Origin of the sequence: Brevundimonas diminuta, assembly GCF_050310045.1 — a bacterium.
GTDB classification, from domain to species: domain Bacteria; phylum Pseudomonadota; class Alphaproteobacteria; order Caulobacterales; family Caulobacteraceae; genus Brevundimonas; species Brevundimonas diminuta_F.
The window spans coordinates 332,173-350,129 of record NZ_CP190005.1 but is presented as its reverse complement, the minus strand read 5'-3'; the positions used below and the strand labels follow the sequence as shown (position 1 = coordinate 350,129).

Sequence of the window (17,957 nt, the reverse complement as noted above, 5' to 3'; positions counted from 1 at the left end):
CCCGAACACCTTAGTCCGATTTCCAGAACCAAGAACAGCGGTATGTCATCGTTCATGACGTCCGACAGGACGCCCCCTAGAGGCACCACCACAAGAGGCTGAAACAAAAGAGCATTCAGGGACGACACGTCGCGCTGGCCGCCTGAATGCCGCCCTTGCCGGCCGCCATGTCGTGCGTCGTGCGCGGCCTGGGCGAAGAAGACGCATCCTCGAATCTGATCTGGACGGGTCTGTCGGGCCTCAGGATAAAGCTGCCGCGCGGCGCGAATCCGCTCATTGAAAATGACCGACCGGAAGCGACAATGCTCAACAGACCCGCAATTACGATCTGCTCCGAGATGTTGGCCCCCATGCACCTTCTCTGGCCGAAACCGAACGGGAGATAGGTCAGCGGAGAGAAGGCGTCTGAAAGGAAACGCCCGGCGTCAAAATGCAGGGGGGCAGACCAAAGCAACGGATGCCTGTGTATGATCCAGGGTGAGATCATGACCACGTCGCGTTTCCTTGCGCCGAGAACGTCATCGTCGTCGCGCGCCTGCCTGAGCAGAAACGGAAAGGCGGGATAGAGGCGCATGACCTCACGGACGAAACTTCGCGCATTCCGGGCCCTGAACAGGCCAGGCGTCGTCCGGCCGCCCTCGGTCCACTCACGTGCTTCAGGCTCCAGGGCGCGCAGAAGATCAGGGCGGTCAGCAAGCGCCTTGAGGCTCCACAACAAGGTCAGACCTGCTGTCTTGTAGCCGGAAAAAAGCGCCAGAACCGTCGCAGCCGCTTCACGGCGTCCGCTGGCCGCCGCCAGACGCCGCAATTCGCCGCTCTGCCCGGCAAGCATGTCCAGAAGGGCTTCGTCATGAGCGACGACCCGGCGACGCAGCCGGTCGCATCCCCGCGACATCCACAGCGGCCAACCCGCCGCGGCCCGCAGTCGAAGCTGCTCCAGATGACGCACCCTCTCGTCGAACAACGCTCCCAGCGACCCGACCGCATCTGCGGGATCGCTGTCGAACAGCAGTTCGGCCAGCATGATCAGAACAGCACGGGACAGGTCCGCTTCGAGATCATCGCTGCCGTGGGCTGACAGCCGCCCCAGCCTGTCCGCGGCCAACGCGCCCAGACGGGGTTCCGGGACGCGCGGAAAGAAGCCGGCGACTCGACGCCGCAACGCCAGAGCGTCAGGACCATCGGCCAGCACGAGGCTGCCGCCAAGGACCGGCTCAAGCTGTCTCTTCTGAAAATCAGAAAGGCCCCACGGAGAATCACGGTCCATCAGGACACGGGAAACCGTCCCGGGCGACGTGGCGACCAGCAGCCTGCGGCCCGCCGTTTCCAGCAAAAGATCATGGCGCCCATAGACGGCGTCAGGCCAGGCCGTCAGCGTGTCGCGTCTCAGGTCCCTCCAGAATGCCCCGCCCGACAGCCGTAGCGGCCGGGCGTCGAATGGCCGGACAACGCCACGGCGCGGCGCTTCATCGATATCGCTCACGCGAGTCGTCACCCCTGTTTCAGCAGCGACCCGTCGACTCCCCACGCCATCGGCTAGACTGCGATCGCCAGGCCTTCGGGACCGGCGCATCCGCGGGCGGTCACCGACCCCAGGCTTCTTCCATCCGATGAAGCGACAGCGTTGGTGCTGGAGCGACAGGTCATGGAGGTCGGAACGCTGGCCAGTCGCGTCTCACCGCTTCCGCCCCATTCCGGCGATTGGGCGGTCGACGGCCGCAGTTGCTGCGTCTGCACATAGCCTACGGCCACACCGCCCTGCCCCACCAGCGACCAGCCCTGGCTGCCCGGCACATGCCCCATCAGAAGCAGCGGCGATCCTGCGGGCAGGGTTGTCAGCGTTCCGCCCGCGTTTGTCGGCTGGCTGCGAACGGCTGCCCGCACGCTGGTCTCATGATTTTGTCCGACCGCAGACAGACGGCCAGGGCTATCGACCTGCGGCGCGAAGGCCAGGGTGACAGGCAACTCCATCTGTTCGGTCGCTTCAGCCGCCGTCGTTCGCGCGCAGATGTTTCCTTCAGGCAGGGCCAGGGTTCGCGGCCGGCCGTCCAGAATCGTCTGGTGAGCCTCGGCCAACAACCTGCGCTGGCTGTTCTCCGTCAACTGCCTGGATATCTCCGTGCCCAGCAGAACGCCGGTGTTGGCCAGGGCGACGCGGCACAAGGCGCCGCCTGAACCCCCGTCAGCACACACCCGTTCGCCCACGAGGGTCGTGATCGTGGTTGTGACGACAGGAGCATTGTCACGCAGGAAATCCGCTGACTTGCTCAAGAAGCGCGAAAATCCTCCGCCCGACTGCGCTCTTTCAGGTCTCGATCGTCCGCCATCCTGGGAATCAGACAGCGAGGCGAAGACGATATTACAGTCCACCTGGGCGCTCGAATGCGTAGAAGACAGAACAATTGCGGCAACGGACGCCGCGCCGACGAAATAACGCAAAGATCGACCACGAATCACGATCCTGTTTCTGAAAAATTTCATCAGCTTACTGCTTTCGTTTGTTTTAATCAGATAATCGGTCGGGGATATTTCTTTCCAAGTATCGAACCAGGTCGCGTGAAAGCCAAACAAACAAGTTTCGTCAGATTATGGATGAGAGGCAGAGAATGATAACTTCACGACAACTGCCCTCTACAGGGGCTCCATCGCCTGAACGTCGCCGTCTGATCGGCCTGGCGGCCGTATGCGCTGCGGCTCTCGTCTCCGCTCCGCCCGTCGTCGCCAGGGACGCCGAGACCGGCGCGCTCCACGACTTTCTGCTGACCCTGCTGCAATCGCCTGACGGACGGGTCCGGGTCGAAAAGGCGCGCCTCGCCTATGACGCGGCCCGGGCCTCGGCGAACCGCCGCACGCCGCCAGTCAGCGATCTGCTGGTGTCGATCGCCGCAGCAGGCGTGATCGCGCGTGCGGCTCCAGTCACCGACCCCGCAGGCAAGGCCATGGCGCTTGGCGCAAAGAGCCAGGTGGCGGCCGCCAGACGGGCGGCGCCGCAGCTGGCGTGGGTTCACGCTGCGGACGGCCTTTGGCACCTGGGCGTGGTCAGCAAGGCAGGCCCTCTGGGCGCCGGGATCTTAGGCGCTTCCGCCCGCACCGGTTTCGCCGCCATCGACCGCGCCCTCCTGCTGGACGGCGACGACCCCTTCATCGCCCTGAGCGCTGCAGCCGTGCTGACCTCGCTTGACCCCGTTCGATACGGCGCCCGCGCAACCGTCCTGGCCGGGCGTGCGGACACCTCCTCGGCGCCCCCGCCCGTTCGCAACACGGCGGCAGGCCTTCGCCTGGCGCTTCAGGGCCCGCCCTCGGCGGCCAGGGCCTTCGCCTCCGAAATCATCTGAATCCGACACGCGACAGGAGCCGCCCATGTCCAGTATCAAGATGCTCGCCCTGCCCGCTGCGGCCCTGCTGCTTCTGACAGCCGCAGGGCCGGGACAGACGCAGTCGCCGGGGCCGGTGCTGATGCGAAGCGCTGACCGCGCCTTGACCGCACACGCCATCGGTCCGCGGTGCGACACCCGGGTTCAGGTATCCGTCTCGGGACGGGACGTCAGCTTCTTCCAGGGCGCCGCGCCGCAGGTGCTGACGCTCATCCAGGGTCTGCGTTCAGCCCTGTCGCTTGAATGCCCGCAGATGCAACGTCTTGTGGTGCGCGGCTCGGTGACGGGGGCGCCCATATACTCCGCCATCGCCGAGGCTGCACAGAGATGGAACATCCTGGTGATGCCCGCCAGCCATCTGGACGCCGCCGCAGCAGCCCCCCTGCAACAGGGATATGCAGGCCCCACGGCGCGCGACATGCTCAAGCGTTCCGGGCGCTTCGTGCCCGCGACGGAAATTCTGCGTCAGTCCGCAACGCCGGTGATCTGCTACGCCCCGAGCGCCAATGGCGAAGTCTGCGAATCCGCCGTCCGCTTCACGAATATCAGCGCGACTTCAGCCAACGCCGTATTGCGCTCTCCGCTGGAGGCCAAGGGAGCAGAGGCCGTCGTCACCTCACGCGCCGTCATCAGGGACGGACTGCTGTGCAACAACAACACCGATGTCCGGATCGAGGTTCGCGGCGGCACGCTCAGTGCGGAAGCCCGTCAGGAGCTGGCCGGACTTTTCCGCGAGCGCTTCGAGAGCGCCGGCGAGGTCTGCTCCGGCTTCTCGACGCGCGCGGGGGGCGATCTTCAGGCGACAGCGTTCAATGCGCGCGGAGAACAACTGCAGCAACCGACCGAGATCCGGGCCATGGCGCGCGATCCCCAGTTGCGGCCGCGCGCATGAGTTCGCTCATCCGTCCGGGCGGCGTTCTGTGCCTGATGCTGGCGATCCCGGCCCTGTGGGGGTCTCCCGTCGCCGCCCAATCCCGCCTCGGCGCCGAGCGTCGTCAGGCCGAAGCCGAGGCCGCACAATGGGTGGCGATCGTAGAGCAGCAGTCATGCCCTAGCTTCGGCGTCGGTCCCAGGATCCAGGGCTTTGAAACCCCGGGTTCCATCAACGCCATCATCAATGAAGAGTGGGCCTACGCCAGCCGGGTGCTGGACGGAGCGCCACGCTTCATCAAAGAGCTGGCGGCCAATCCGGCCTTCAGGAACCGTCAGGCCGATCAACGCGACATGATCGCGACCCAGGCCGCCTATGCCCGCGCCTCGGTCGCCAAATGGACGCTGGCCAGCTGGGCGCGGATGGCGCAGGAAAACCCTGAGCTTCCCCCCTCTTCCAACAGCGCGGGCCCCGTCGCGCCGTTCCGATCCGCGCCCGCAAGTCTCAACCGGCTGATCGCCACTGCGCAGTCGGCGAATATGCAGACGGGCGATCTTTCCCGCATCGCCGTCAAGATGCAGACCTGCCTGACCTCGATCGACCGGGATCTTGTCGCCTTCAACGCAGCGTCCATAAGGGCCGCCATCCACGGAGCAGGGTCGACTGCCGCCCTGGACCGGCTGGCGCGGCAGTTTGAACTGGAAACCGTGGCCTCCCGGTCCGGCTCCGAAGAAGCCCGGAACCTGCTGCACGCGCTCAGGACGCGAACGGCCGAACTGCAGGCGAGCGAACTGCGGACGCGACAGCAGCAGGACGCGGCCTCGCGTGAGCGCGCCCGGCGCGCCCAGGCCGAGGCCGAGCGTGCGAACGCCCCGCTCCTGGCGAACGCGCAGGCCTTCATCAGCGCCTTGCGTCGTGGCGACACCAATGACGCCGTCCGCTACCTGGACGACAGGGTGGCGTTCGAATCGCCGCTGGAAAATGGGTACGGCAAGGAAAACGTCACCGCCCTCATCCGTCGGGCAAGCGGCGGCCAGGGTTCCATCAACGCTCCCTACCTCAGCGAACGCGGCATCATCGCCGAGGCGCAGACCCGCTACGGCCGGGCCGTTGTGTCGTTCGCCTTCGCCAGTGACGGCCGCATCAACTTCATCAGAGCAAGGAGCGGGATGTGAGACCCTCGCAGTATCTCGCGATGACCTGGGCCCTGACGCTGGCTTTCTCAGCCTCGACAGGCCCGGCCGCCGCCCAGACCAGGGCCCAGGTGCCGGGCGTTTCCGCCTGGGTCGCCAAGGCGGCGATCATCGAAGAACACACTACGGATCCGGACCTGATCTTCGCCCTGAAATCCGGCGATTTCGACAGAGTGACCCAACTGGGCCTGGCCGGTTCGCCTTTCGGATTGATAGGCACATCGCGGCAGCGCCACTACGTACGGGCCCATATGGCGACCATCCGTTACCTGTGCCGGGACGTGAACGCCCTGGCGCCCTACCACGTCTTTGAAGGCAGCGTGGTCCGGTTCTCCGGACGGCCTGACCGCGAGACAGGCCAGTTCCGCTACTGGATCGACAAGGGCGACGCCAATGCCGACAGCGGCGTGCTGGACGCCCTGTTCATATACAAGGAATTGGGGTGCCCCGCCCTGATGGACTATGCGGTGAATATCTCGCGCTACATCCAGTGGAACTGGAAGTGATGCGCAGCGCGTCCCTGTATAGCCGTGGCGCAGCGCTGCGCCCATGAGCCTTCATACGCCATCGGCCGAGCCGAAGGACTGGGCCTCTGTCGTCGCCGGGCAGGCGGCTGAATTCCTCGTCCAGCGCAATATAGCGTGCATGGTCGCTGGGCTGATGATCCTCCTCATCTGTCTTGGAGGTCTCGGCCGCATCAGTCTGGTGACCGACTACAGGAACTTCTTCACCCCCAATTCACCGGATCTGGTCGAGGCGGAGTGGTTCGCCAAACGACTGTCGGATGGCGCGGACACCTTGGTCGTCATTTACGAGCCGGCCAGCGGCGATGTCTTTGAAAGCGTGTCGAGCCTTCAGCTTGCCCGCGTCGCCGAGGCGATCCGGTCCATGCCGGGCGTCATCCAGTCCCGCTCGCTGCTTGATCAGACAAAGCTGGTGCGCATATCCGACGCCCCTGCCGAGGTTTCATTTCAGGAACGACACCGCGTGACGCCGCTGTTGTTTCCTTCAGGCCTGCTCGGGCCGGAAGCCCTGGAGACGCTGAAGGGAGACGCCCTCTCCACCCCGGTGCTGGCGTCGCGACACGTGGCGCGCGACGGTTCATCCGCCGCCATTACGCTGACAGTCGATCTGGCGGACGAATCCGTCGCAAGAAGCCGCCAGATCGCACAATTGACCGATGCGATCCGGGAACTCGAGCAGGACATAAAGGGGCTGGTTCCGGGCGATCGCTTGAGAATGGTCGGATCGATCCTGTTCGACCGGGCCTCGCTGGATGTGCTCAACGCCAACGCCCGCGTGCTGATGCCGGTGATGCTGGGCGTTTTCGTCCTGATGTTCATGTTTCTTTTCAGCGGCGTCTCACGCGCGCTGATGATGCTGTTCCTGATTGCATGTTCGATGGGCGCGGGGATGGGGCTGGCGGGTTACGCCGGGCTCAACCTGACGGTGCTGACCTTCTCGGGGATGATGGTCGTGGCCATCCTCGCTGTCGCCGACGCCCTGCACATCTTCTCTTCCCACGCCGTAATCCTGAAAGAAACGCCCGACCAGAGGCAGGCCCTGGTCAAGTCCCTGCGTCTGAACTTCTGGCCCATACTGGCGACCAGCGTCACCAATGCAGCAGGCTATTCCGTCCTGTCGTTCTCACCGTCGCCGGCGGTTCTGGACATGGGCGTCGTAGTCTTCTGCGGCATCCTGGCGGCATGGGTGTTCACGCTGACCTTCGTGCCCTTTCTGATCCTGCGGTTCCCTGTGCACAAGACACGGGGCATCAACTTCCTGTCTCCGCTGCTTGTCGCGACCGGGCGGCTTTCGATTCGTCACAAGAAGCTGTTTTTGGCGATCACGGCGGCAGCGACCTGCGCCTGTTCGCTGGGACTGCTGAAAATCGAGACGCGCGACTCCATGACGACATGGTTCGGGCCCGACACGGAGTTCCGTCAGGGGCTGGAGCTTCTGTCTTCCCAATATTACAGCATGCAGAGTTTTTCTCTGGCGGTAGAGGCGCTCCCTTCGGATTTCGAAGCCGGAGCCCGCCCCGCTGCAGACTCGCCGCTGGCAGCGATCAACCTGGGTCTGGACGAAAAGCTGGACAGCATTCCCGGCCTTCAGTCCTGGCTGACCCCTGCGCGGGCCCTGCGGGCGTTTGAAACCCGCCTGAAAGACGCGCCCTCATCGGGTTTCTCTATCGATTACGCCACCTTGCAGCAGGGCGGAGCAAGCGTCCGCCCCCTGACCGCCGCCGCATTGGCAGACGCAGGCCTGATCAGCCCTGCGATCATAGGTCAGTCGATCTACGCCTTTCGGCATGCCGACAGCAGCAACGCCTCCAACGCCGAACTTGTCCGAGCCGCCGAAAGCGCCCTGGCCGCCGCACGGGAGGCCTATCCCGGCAGGGATGTCCGGGTCGGCGGAATCGGCCTGACCTTCGCGCAGCTGGGGCAGGAAAACCTGCACAGCATGCTGATGGGGACAGTGGTCAGTTTCATCATGATCTCGGCCATGTTCCTTCCCGCTTTCGGCTCGCTGAGGCTGACGCTGATCGCTTTGATCCCGAACCTTGCGCCCATGGTCATGGTGTTCGGGCTGTGGGGCTGGTTCGTCGGCGAGATGAACCTGGCGGCGATCACAGCCGTCAGCGTGGCCCTGGGTCTGATTGTCGATGACACGCTTCACATCATCATGAAGCTCAATCTGGAGATGAAGCTCGGTCACTGCGCCGAGGAGGCTGTTCTGGAAGCTCTGAGACTGGGCGCCCCGGGCCTGGTCAGCACCACGCTGATCGTCGCAACCGGCTTCTTTCTGCTGGGGCTTTCCGACTTCTCGCTGACCGGTCAGAAGGCCATGCTGGTATGCATCACCTCCCTGGTGGCCATGGCCGTAGAAGTTCTCATCCTGCCGGCGCTCATCAGCGTGATCATACCGCGCAAGGTTCATCCGACTCTCGCGCGCGACACGGTGGTCATTCCCCCCGACCCGCTGATCCTGAAATGATGCGCCCCACCGTATTCATGACCGGCGTTCCATGCTCAAGCTTCAATCCTGAAGAATGGGAGGTTCAAGCTTTTCCATGAAGGTTCTTTTCCTGGAGGACGACGACGCCTGGGCGGCCATGGTCGAACTCGCCGTCGATCGCGCCGGCGGAACCACGCAGCGCTGCACCGCCATTGATCAACTGCTGGCCGCCGCCGACGACAGGTGGGATGTCATCGTCCTGGACCGCATGATCGAGGGCGACTCGCGCGAAGGCCTGGACGCCCTGGCCGCCATACGCCAGCGAGGCATGGAAACCCCCGTGCTGATGCTGACCCATCTTGGCGGAGGCGACCAGGTCGCGGGAAGCCTGACCATGGGGGCGGACGACTATCTGACCAAGCCTTTCGACGCCGTCGAGCTGGTCGCCAGACTCCGCAACCTCATGCGACGGGGCGGGGGCTGGGCTTCACCGCAGGTCATGAAGTACGCCAAACTGGAACTGCGTCCGCTTCTGCGTATCGCCCATTGGGACAATAGGGAGATACGCCTCAGCCGACAGACGTTCGACATATTACGCCTGTTGATGGAGAATCAGGGCCAGGTGGTGTCGCGTCAGGCGCTCTGGTCGGAAGTCTGGAGCGAATGGTCGCCTGACCCTAGGGTGACGGTGCTGGAAGCCGCCCTCTATCGCCTGCGTGAAGACCTGCGGCGCGCTGGAACGCCGCCGCTGATCCATACGGTCCGACGGGTCGGCTATATGCTGGAAATACGCGCCAATGAGGCTTCCTGACGCCCTGACGCGCCCCTTCTGGCCCCCCGCCGCCGCCGCGGTCATGGCGATCGCCAGCATCCTCTATCTGGGCGTCACCCTGCATCTGGTCCAGGCGGAAACTGAGGTGCATGCCCGCGCAAGGGTGGAAGCCGATCTGCGGGCCATTCAGGCCCTGGACGGATTCTTTCCGGTCGTATCGGTCATTGAAATGCTTGAGCGCCGAACGCAGGATCGGCGGACGGGCGAATACTACATGGTCCTTCAACCTGACGGCGATGTGGCGACAGGCAATCTGTTGCAGTGGCCCCGGCAGCAGGCTGATGCAGACGGCTGGGTGCGGCTGACATCCAGAGAGACCGGCGAGGGGCCCGCCATCGCCCGCATCGGTCATCTGGACAGCGCTTTTCCGATACTGACCGGACGCAGCCTGAACGGCCCCGGGGTTCATCCCACCGTCAACATGGCGCTGTTCGCCGTCCTGGCGGCCTGCCTGGTCGTTCTCATGATCGCCGCCTCGCACCTGGCCGCCCGCCGCTGGCGGCGACGCATCACCGACGTCAACGCCGTGTTCGAGGCCATCGAAACCGACCAGATGCACCGGCGCGCGCCTGTCAGCGATGCAGGAGACGAACTGGACGCCCTCTCCGGCCACGTCAACCGCGCCCTGGACCGCATAGACTCCGTCCTGGCCAGCCAGAGGGCTCTGGCCGACCATCTGGCCCACGAACTGAAAAAGCCGCTGGCCCGGGCCCGCCTGGCGCTGGATCGTCCGGATGAGCCGCGCGAAGACGCGCTGGATGACGCCCGGTCAGAAATCGACCAGGCCGTACAGGTGTTCGACACCGTCCTGATGCTGGCCCGACTGCGCGCCTCCTCGGAAGCGTCACATGATCCACAGGACCTGCTGGCGATGGCTGAGGCCGTGACGGAACTGTTCAAAGACGCGGCGGAAATGAAAGGGGTGTCCCTGAATGCAGCGATCCTCGCCGATGGCTCCCCCGGCGCGGTCCTGGGCTCGCGCGAGGAATTGCGGCTTCTGCTGGTCAACCTCGTCGACAACGCGATCAAGTTCACGCCGCCGGGCGGCCACATCAGGATATGGTCGGGCGTGCGCGACGGACAGGCGCGGCTGGTCGTCACGGATACCGGTCCCGGTCTGGCGGCCTTTCCTGGCGCGGGCGTGGACCGCCCTTTCGTGCGTGGCGCCTCACCGGATACGCCCGGCGCGGGTTTGGGTCTGGCCCTGGTCGCCGTGGTCGCCGCGCATCATGCCGCCGGCGTTCACTGGTCTGAACGGCAGGGCGGAGGCGCGCGGATCGAGGTCGTATTCCCGACTTCGCGCAGCCGTCCCGCAGCCGCTGGGGCGGCAGGCGGCCCCCGGCCTGACTGAGATATCCTTCAAGCTCCGGAACAAAGCGATCCCGGATCGCCTCTACTTCAGGCACGAGGGAGATACGACGGAACCCTGGCCCAGGGAGGTCCGGCGTCCCCGGCAAAACAGAAACGGCGGCCCGCAAAGGGCCGCCGTCATCCTCAGTCCGGTCCGTCGTACCGTTCAGCGGCGCACACGCCCCTGCAGGTCCTGTATGCGGCGATCGAGGTAGGCCCGCTCATCCGCCGAAGCGGCATAGCGGCCATAGGCCGCTTCCAGGCGCACCAGGTCGCCCAACTCCACACGGATGTCCGCAGCGTCAGCGCGGGTGACTGCGCCGCTGCGCTCGGCTGCGGCAAGAGCGGTTTCCAGTTCGGTCAGGCGCGCCCGAGGCGTCGCCGGGACCGTCGGCGTCGTCGGGACCGGGCCGTCGCCCAGACGGGCGTCCAGCGCATCCAGACGCGTATCCAGATCGGCGCGCTCGGCGGGGCTGATCGAACCGTCCGCCAGATAGCGGGCTTCAAGCTGGATCAGAGCCTGGTAATCCGTCCTGAGCTGGGTCGCCTGGGTGCGGGTGATGCGGCGCGCACTGACGGCCGCGTTGACGCGGTTTTCAAAATCGGCCCGCCCCTGGGCGACGGCGTTGACCTCGCCATAGCCGGGCGCGCCCGAGTCCAGCGTCCGGATCAGGGCGGAGTAACGGGCGTTCAGATCCGCGCGCTCGTCCGCTGAAAAGCGGCCATCTGCGGCGTACTGGCCCTCAAGGCGGACAAGGCCGTCATAGTCGGCGCGCAACTTCGCAGCCGCCGCGCCGGAAATTGCGCCGGAGCGGGCGCTGGCGTCGACACGGGTGTTGAACTGCGACTGGCCGTCGCGCAGCGGACGCTCCGCACGCAACCAGGCCTGATCCATGGCGGACAGGCCAAGCCGATCGCCGAACAGCGTCCCGACGATGGCGCCAAGACGGTCCTGGTTGGTCGGGTTGGCGGTCTGGGCCTGAACGGCCCCGGCGCCGAGCGCCAGAAGGGCCGTTGCGGCCACGGGCAAGAATCTGGCGGCCTTGTTCATGGACGATGTCTCCGACGATCTGCGATATGCGGAACGAACGGCGGGCGGCCCCATTGGTTGCGCCTGTCTGCCGCCAGCCATCCATTCTTTACAGGTTTTCAACCTTGGGCGGGCGGCGGCGTATCGCTACATTGACGAAGCAGCGCCTGACGGCCGATGAAGCCGCCAGACAGCCATCCCGGAAAGCCGTCAGGCGCCCGGCATCACGCACTGATGGCGCAGGACCGATCCGGCGCGCGCGCCGCTGTGGGCGCCGTCGGCCAGGGTGACGACGCCGTTGACGATGACCGTCTCGATGCCGGTCGGCACGTCGGTCGGATTGTCCCAGCCCGCCACGTCGTCCAGCGTGTCCAGATCGAAGACGACGATGTCGGCGCGCATGCCCTCACGGATCAGGCCCCGATCGCTGAGGCCCATCCGCTGGGCGGGCCAGCCGGTCATCTTGCGCACGGCTTCTTCCAGCGACAGCACGGGGCGGCGCTTCACATATTCAGCGATGATCCGCGGGAAAGTGCCGTAGGCGCGAGGGTGCGGCAGGCCCAGGGCGTCCATCTCGCCCAGGCGCTCTGACGCCGCGGCGTCGCTGCCGATGCTGACCCAGGGCTGTTGCAGGGCCGTCTCGATATCCGGCTCGCTCATCATGAAGTAGAGGGCGACCGAACGGTTCGGCAGGCCTTCCAGCAGAATATCCCACGCCGCGTCCGCCGGGTGGCGGTTCAGGGCCGCGCCGATCTCGGCCAGGCTCTTGCCGTGATAGGGGGCGTATTTCTCGCTGAAGCCATTGGCCAGCCGGACATTGCCGAACCCGCCCGAGGCGTGAACCAGATTGGACCAGCCCGGCATGGAGCCCGCCTCGACCTCGGCCTTCATCCGCTCGCGCAGGGCCGGATCACGCAGACGCTCCAGCCCCTTTTCAATGCCGTCGGCCCAGACCCAGCTGGGAGCGATGATCTCAAGACCCGTGCCGCCCGCCGTATAGGGATAGAGGTCCGCCGCCACGTCGACGCCGCGCGCCCGCGCCGCATTGATGGTCGCAAGGGCCTGCGGCATCAGCTGGCCCCAGCCCGGCGCATAGGCGGCCTTCAGGTGGAAGATCTCGACCTTGGCGCCGCTTTTCTCGCCGATCTCGATGGCTTCCTCGACAGCCTGGACCAGGTCGCCGCTCTCGTCGCGCATATGGGTGGCGTAGAAGCCGCCGCACTGGGCCGAAACGCCGGCCAGCGTCACCAGATCGGAGGTGCTCTGGAAGCTGCTGGGCGGATAGATCAGGGCGCTGGTCAGGCCGAAGACGCCCGCCTGCATCGCCGTGCGGACTTCGTTCTTCATCTCGTTCAGCTGGGCCTCGGTGGGCGAACCCGCGCCGTCGCCCATCACCTTCACCCGCGCCTGGGTCGATGAATAATAGGAGCCGAAATTGATCGAAATGCCCTGCTGCTCCAGTTGCTGGAAATAGCCGGGGATGTCGGCGGCCGGAACGGGGGTGCCGCCCTCGCCCGCGATCACCGTGGTGACGCCCTGACGCAGCTTGTTCTCGGCAGCCCCGTTCTTGAGCAGGACACGGCCGGACTGGTCCATCATGTCGATGAAGCCCGGCGAGACATAGCGGCCGGTGGCGTCCACTTCGCGCGCGCCGCTGCCCGTAACCTGCCCGACACTGACCACGCGGCCGTCCTTGACCGCCACATCGGCATGGACCCACGGATTGCCCGCCCCGTCGAGCACGCGACCATTGCGGATGACGATGTCATACTCGGGCGCAGAGGCGTAGGCCGACGATGCGCCTGCGCACAGGAGCAAGGCGACCGCACCATAAAGAACCGCCAGTTTCTTCATCTTCATCCTCCCTTGGCCGGCGGGTCGCCGACGCAGCACTCTTGTTTACTGATCGTTCCGGGCCGGACCCGGCCCGCGCGTCCTCATGACAGGCAGGCGTCCACAAGGCGATCGAACAGTTCGCCTCCACGCACCGGGTCGGCGACCGGAAGGCCCAGACGCTCGGACTCGCTCTTCATCAGGGCGATGGCCGAGGCCTCGTCCATGTGCGCCGTGTTGAAGGACACGCCCGCGCAGCGGATGTTCGGATTCGTGCGGCGGCCCATCAGCAGGTTCAGCTCGATCGTCTCTTCGATGGTCGGCAGGGCGTAATCGGGATTGCCCAGAACGTGCGGACGGCCCGGTTCATGGCACACCACGATGACGTCCGGCTGGCTGCCGTGCAGCAGGCCCAGCGACACCGCCGCATAGGAGGGGTGCGACAGCGAACCCTGCCCCTCGATCACGTCCCAGTGGCCGGGCGCGGCCTCGGGGCTGATCATTTCGGCGGCGCCCGCCTCGAAATCCGAGATGACGGCGTCCATCGGCACGCCGCCGCCCGCGATCATGATGCCCGTCTGACCGGTAGCGCGGAAATTCGTGTCGACTCCGCGCGCCGAAAACGCGCGTGCGATGGCAAGCGCCGTATACTTCTTGCCCAGGGCGCAGTCCGTTCCGACTGTCAGCAGGCGATAGCCCGAGCGCTTCTTGCCGGTGGCGATCTTCAACCCGCGCGGCGGATCGCGCACGTCGATCAGACGACGGCCCAGACGGCGGGCAGCATCAGCCAGTTCGGGGATTTCGTGCAGACGCATATGCATGCCGCTGACGATATCCAGCCCAGCCTCCAGCGCCTCGATCAGCGCCGGGATCCAGGTCGACGAGATGATGCCGCCGCCGTTCGCCACGCCGATCAGCAGGGCGCCCGCGCCCTGAGCCTTGGCCTCGGCCGGCGTCATGACCGTCAGGCCTGCGCTGACCGTTCCGGCGCTGAGGGCGTATTCGCCGACGCACTTTTCAGGCGCCCAGTCGCGCAGGCCGAAGGCCGTCTTGGCGAAGCCCGGCTCGGTCGTGTCCGCCAGAAACAGCAGATAGGGCTGCGGCAGGCTCAGCGAACCAGCACTGACGTCGAGGGGGGTCTGAATGTTCACGGGACTACACCTGAAAGAACCAAATCTCGACCGATCATGAGCGCCGATAAGCGTCCGCGCAATCCCAATTGGGATATAATTTTCTGATCAGAGAAAAGAACCTTTCCGAACCGCCCCATGCTCAGAAGGCCGTGCCGAAACCGATCAGGTGGAAGACGACAGCGATCCACAGCAACACCACGGCGCTCGCCGCAACCACCACGCTCCACAGCCGCCCCAGCACTGCGCGCGGGCCGGTCCACGTCAGCCAGACATTCCACAGCGCCGTCGCCAGCAGGGCGATCAGGATCAGGGGGGTGGCGATCTGAAGGGCGATCAGGACACCATCCAGCTCTCCGTTCAGGCGGGCGAAACTGGACACCAGGGCGCTGACGAACGCCATCCAGCCCACCATCAGCCCCGCGCCCAGCAGCGACAGCAGCCGCGTCAGGCGATAGGCCGTCCGGCGCGCGCCGGTGCGTTCCAGCCGCGCGCCGTAGCGACGACGCACCAGAGCCATGAAGGGCCAGGACGCCGCCGTCAGAACCAGCACGCCCATGCTCGCCAGGAAGGCGGGCGCCAGCCAGGCGGTCGAACTGTACCAGGGCGCCCGGTCGAACAGCATATAGGGCGATGAGGAATCGATGCCGATGCGGACGACCTTGCCGTCCTTGACCTCGGCCGCCAGACGCATCTTGCCGCCGACCTCGCGCCAGACGAAGGGCTCGATCTCGACCCATTCGCGGTTCCCGCCGCCCAGGGTCTGCGCCGCCTTGAAGACGAGGCCGCCCTGGGCGTTCAGGCTGACCTTGTACTGGCCGGCCATCTCCATCGCCTTGAGGAAGCTGTTCTCCAGCCTGCGCGTCTTGTTGTAGGTCCCGACCATCATGCGGGCGTGCTCGCGCGCGGTCGCCTCATCGACGCGGCCGTCCTGTTCGGCGCCGGGGAAGTAGCGGTCGGCGAAGGCCTCGAACAGGTGGGTGCGGATCGCGGCGGACAGCTTGTCCGTGCCCGCTGCGTTCATCGACATATAGATGCCGGTCTTCTCGTCCGGCAGAATCCACAGTTGGCTGTGGAACTGGACGCTGTCGCCCGCGTGCGACAGCACCCGCCGACCGTTCGTATTCTGCTCATAAAAGCCCAGCGCCATGCCGTTCAGCGGCGGCATCAGGCGCGTGATGCTGGTCTGCATCAGCTGCGACGTGGCCGGGTTCATCAGGACGCCGCCCTGATCGAGGTGGGCCAGCATGAAGCGCCCCATATCCGCGCCGGACGCCGTCATGCCGCCAGCGGGCGCAAAGGCGCTCAGTTCCGGACGCCCCACAGCGCCTGATCCGCGCTGATAACCGCTGGCCAGCAGAGGCTCCAGCCGCGCGGGCAGCTTCTGGTCCATTGTTGAATGCGTCATGCCCGCCGGGGCGTAGATGTGGCGCGCGACATAGGTGTTGTAAGGCTCGCCCGAGACGCGCTCGACCACATAACCCGCCAGCGCCGTGCCATAGTTCGAATAGGCGGGCGTGGTCCCCGCCGCATAGATGCGATCGGGGATTTGGCGCTTCATCGCCTCGCCCAGCGTCGGCATGTCCTTCTGATCATAGCTGTTCAGACCGCGCTGAACCTCATCGAAGCCCGCCGTATGGGTCATCAGGTTGCGCATGGTGATCGGCTTGCCGTCACGCGGCGGAATACGGAAATCCAGATAGGTGTTGATGTCCGCGTCCAGATCGATCCTGCCCTGCTGGACCATCTGCATGACGGCGGTCCATGTCATCAGCTTGGACACGGACGCCTGTTTGAACAGGGTCGTTTCGGGGTCCACCGGGCGCCGCCCGGCCATGTCGGAATAGCCGAAACCGCGTTGGGTCAGCACCTGCCCGTCGCGCACGACGACCACCACCGCGCCCGCCGCATCACCGCGCCGCAGAGCGTAGGGCATGAAGCCGTCCAGCCATGCGTCGACATCCGCCTTGGTCATGGCGTGACCCGCCGGGGGCGCCACGGCCGCAGGCGCCGCCGCAACCGGGCGCGCCTGGTCCTGCGCCGGGGCGGAGACAGCCGACAGCGCCAGCGCGCTCAACGCCAGCACGCCTGCCGTCCTCATCCTTTTGAAAACCTGCATCCCCGTTCCCCGTCCTGCATCCCGCCGGGACGCGCTCAACATCTTCAAAACACGAACATCCGCGCGGCTCATTTACGCATCACCCGCCACAGGCCCAGCGTCATCAACGGCAGGACGAAGATCGCCAGCATGATGTAGCCGAAGGCGCCGTAGCCCGAGGCGATCAGGTCGATCAGCCCGACCTTGGCCGCCAGGAAGATGGCGCCGATCAGGAAGACGCCGGAAATGCCGCCGCGCAGCACGGCCGGGAACGGCGTATCGCGTCGCGCCGCCCAGGCGCCCGACACCCGCTCATTGATCGCGTGAAGGAAGCCCACGCCGCTTTCCAGCAGGGCCGCAAAGATCATCAGCTGGAACAGCGCCCGGAAGATCGGCAGGTTCAGTTGGGCCAGCATGAAGTCCGACGGCAGCTTCTCGGCGCCGATGCCCGGATAGAAGGCCATCATGCAGACGAAGAACAACAGGGCCGGCGCCATGGCCAGAGGTCCGGCGATCAGGCCTGCAACCACCGCATCGCGGCGGCTGGTCATGTGCCGCACGACCGGCAGGATCACCACCGCGCCGATGACATTATAGCTGGCGTAGCTGAGACCGCTCAGCGCCCAGTTCGCGCCCGTCTTCACTGGCTCGACCGCCGGGCCGGTGAAGGTGGCGGCGATCTGATCGCCGAACCCTGCCAGACACAGAACCAGGAAGATCGCGTAGACGGCGTAGAGCAGGAAGGAGACGTATTTGAACAGAGCCTCCACCACCGCATTGCCGAAGGCGGCGAACCCCACCACCCCGACGATCAGCAGCAGGGTGCCCACCAAGGGCGGCCAGCCGAACATGGAAACGCCGATCTCGCCCGCCGCCGCGCCGAACACAGCCAGCACCAGAACGATGAAGACGAAATAGGCGATCTCGAACACCACCCAGCCGCGTCCCAGCAGGGCGCGGAAGAAGCTGCGGTAATCGCCCGCTCCGGTCATGCGGGCGAAGACGAAGGTCATGGCGCAGACGACGCTCCAGACCAGCATGGCCACAAGGATGCCGCCCAGACCGCCCCACGGGCCGCCCGGCATGAAGAACTCGACCAGTTCGCGGCCGGTGGCGTAACCGCCGCCGATCACTGCCGCTTTGAAGGCGAGCCCAGGCAGGATGAGACGCTGGAACCAGCCGGCCGTCGCCGACGCAGCGCCGCTCATAGCGCCCCTCCGCAGACCATCGGCAAGGGCGTCGCAGCAGCGCCTCTCAGGCGCCTCCAGATCGACTGTGTCATGTGGTT

At 65.8% G+C, this 17,957-nt stretch carries 14 protein-coding genes; 7 read left to right on the top strand and 7 right to left on the bottom strand.

Annotated features, from left to right (window positions below; translation table 11 throughout):
• Positions 1 to 115: 115 nt before the first annotated feature.
• Both ACORJG_RS01675 and ACORJG_RS01670 read right to left on the bottom strand, forming a co-directional pair.
• Positions 116 to 1,573 (bottom strand): cytochrome P450, encoded by a 1,458-nt coding sequence (locus ACORJG_RS01675; protein ID WP_427791075.1) that lies wholly within the window; start codon positions 1,571 to 1,573, stop codon positions 116 to 118.
• Positions 1,537 to 2,571 carry a hypothetical protein gene (locus ACORJG_RS01670; protein ID WP_427791073.1) on the bottom strand — a complete coding sequence of 345 codons (1,035 nt, stop codon included), beginning with the start codon at positions 2,569 to 2,571 and terminating at the stop codon, positions 1,537 to 1,539. Before ACORJG_RS01670 ends, ACORJG_RS01675 begins: the two co-directional genes overlap by 37 nt.
• Positions 2,572 to 2,606: 35 nt before the next feature.
• Between ACORJG_RS01670 and ACORJG_RS01665 the strand changes: the two genes are divergently transcribed.
• The 7 genes from ACORJG_RS01665 (at position 2,607) to ACORJG_RS01635 (ending at position 10,579) form a co-directional block, all read left to right on the top strand.
• Entirely contained in the window at positions 2,607 to 3,335 is a 729-nt protein-coding gene (locus ACORJG_RS01665; RefSeq protein ID WP_427791071.1) for a hypothetical protein, read from the top strand.
• A gap of 25 nt (positions 3,336 to 3,360) precedes the next feature.
• Complete coding sequence (locus tag ACORJG_RS01660) at positions 3,361 to 4,266, top strand: hypothetical protein (protein WP_427791069.1); 906 nt, start codon at positions 3,361 to 3,363, stop codon at positions 4,264 to 4,266.
• Positions 4,263 to 5,420, top strand: a complete 1,158-nt coding sequence (locus ACORJG_RS01655) for a hypothetical protein (RefSeq protein WP_427791068.1) — start codon at positions 4,263 to 4,265, stop codon at positions 5,418 to 5,420. The genes ACORJG_RS01660 and ACORJG_RS01655 overlap by 4 nt, the downstream gene beginning before the upstream one ends.
• Positions 5,417 to 5,944 (top strand): hypothetical protein, encoded by a 528-nt coding sequence (locus ACORJG_RS01650; protein WP_427791066.1) that lies wholly within the window; start codon positions 5,417 to 5,419, stop codon positions 5,942 to 5,944. The genes ACORJG_RS01655 and ACORJG_RS01650 overlap by 4 nt, the downstream gene beginning before the upstream one ends.
• A gap of 43 nt (positions 5,945 to 5,987) precedes the next feature.
• A complete protein-coding gene (locus tag ACORJG_RS01645; protein ID WP_427791064.1) occupies positions 5,988 to 8,435 on the top strand; it encodes an efflux RND transporter permease subunit in 2,448 nt (815 codons plus the stop codon).
• Between the two features lie 76 nt (positions 8,436 to 8,511).
• Positions 8,512 to 9,207, top strand: a complete 696-nt coding sequence (locus ACORJG_RS01640) for a response regulator transcription factor (protein WP_427791062.1) — start codon at positions 8,512 to 8,514, stop codon at positions 9,205 to 9,207.
• Complete coding sequence (locus ACORJG_RS01635; RefSeq protein WP_427791060.1) at positions 9,194 to 10,579, top strand: sensor histidine kinase; 1,386 nt, start codon at positions 9,194 to 9,196, stop codon at positions 10,577 to 10,579. The genes ACORJG_RS01640 and ACORJG_RS01635 overlap by 14 nt, the downstream gene beginning before the upstream one ends.
• 165 nt (positions 10,580 to 10,744) lie before the next feature.
• Here ACORJG_RS01635 and ACORJG_RS01630 read toward each other — a convergent pair whose 3' ends face one another.
• From ACORJG_RS01630 to ACORJG_RS01610, 5 genes are all read right to left on the bottom strand, one after another.
• Positions 10,745 to 11,629, bottom strand: coding sequence for a hypothetical protein (locus ACORJG_RS01630; RefSeq protein ID WP_427791058.1), 885 nt, complete (start codon positions 11,627 to 11,629; stop codon positions 10,745 to 10,747).
• 189 nt (positions 11,630 to 11,818) lie between these two features.
• The gene (locus ACORJG_RS01625; protein WP_427791057.1) at positions 11,819 to 13,462 is read right to left on the bottom strand and encodes an N-acyl-D-amino-acid deacylase family protein; all 1,644 of its coding nucleotides are present in this window, start codon (positions 13,460 to 13,462) and stop codon (positions 11,819 to 11,821) included.
• Positions 13,463 to 13,545: 83 nt separating this feature from the next.
• Positions 13,546 to 14,592 carry a DUF1611 domain-containing protein gene (locus ACORJG_RS01620; protein WP_427791055.1) on the bottom strand — a complete coding sequence of 349 codons (1,047 nt, stop codon included), beginning with the start codon at positions 14,590 to 14,592 and terminating at the stop codon, positions 13,546 to 13,548.
• A 121-nt stretch (positions 14,593 to 14,713) separates the two neighbouring features.
• Complete coding sequence (locus ACORJG_RS01615; protein ID WP_427791053.1) at positions 14,714 to 16,657, bottom strand: serine hydrolase domain-containing protein; 1,944 nt, start codon at positions 16,655 to 16,657, stop codon at positions 14,714 to 14,716.
• 101 nt (positions 16,658 to 16,758) lie between these two features.
• Complete coding sequence (locus tag ACORJG_RS01610; protein WP_427791051.1) at positions 16,759 to 17,877, bottom strand: YkvI family membrane protein; 1,119 nt, start codon at positions 17,875 to 17,877, stop codon at positions 16,759 to 16,761.
• Positions 17,878 to 17,957: the final 80 nt, after the last annotated feature.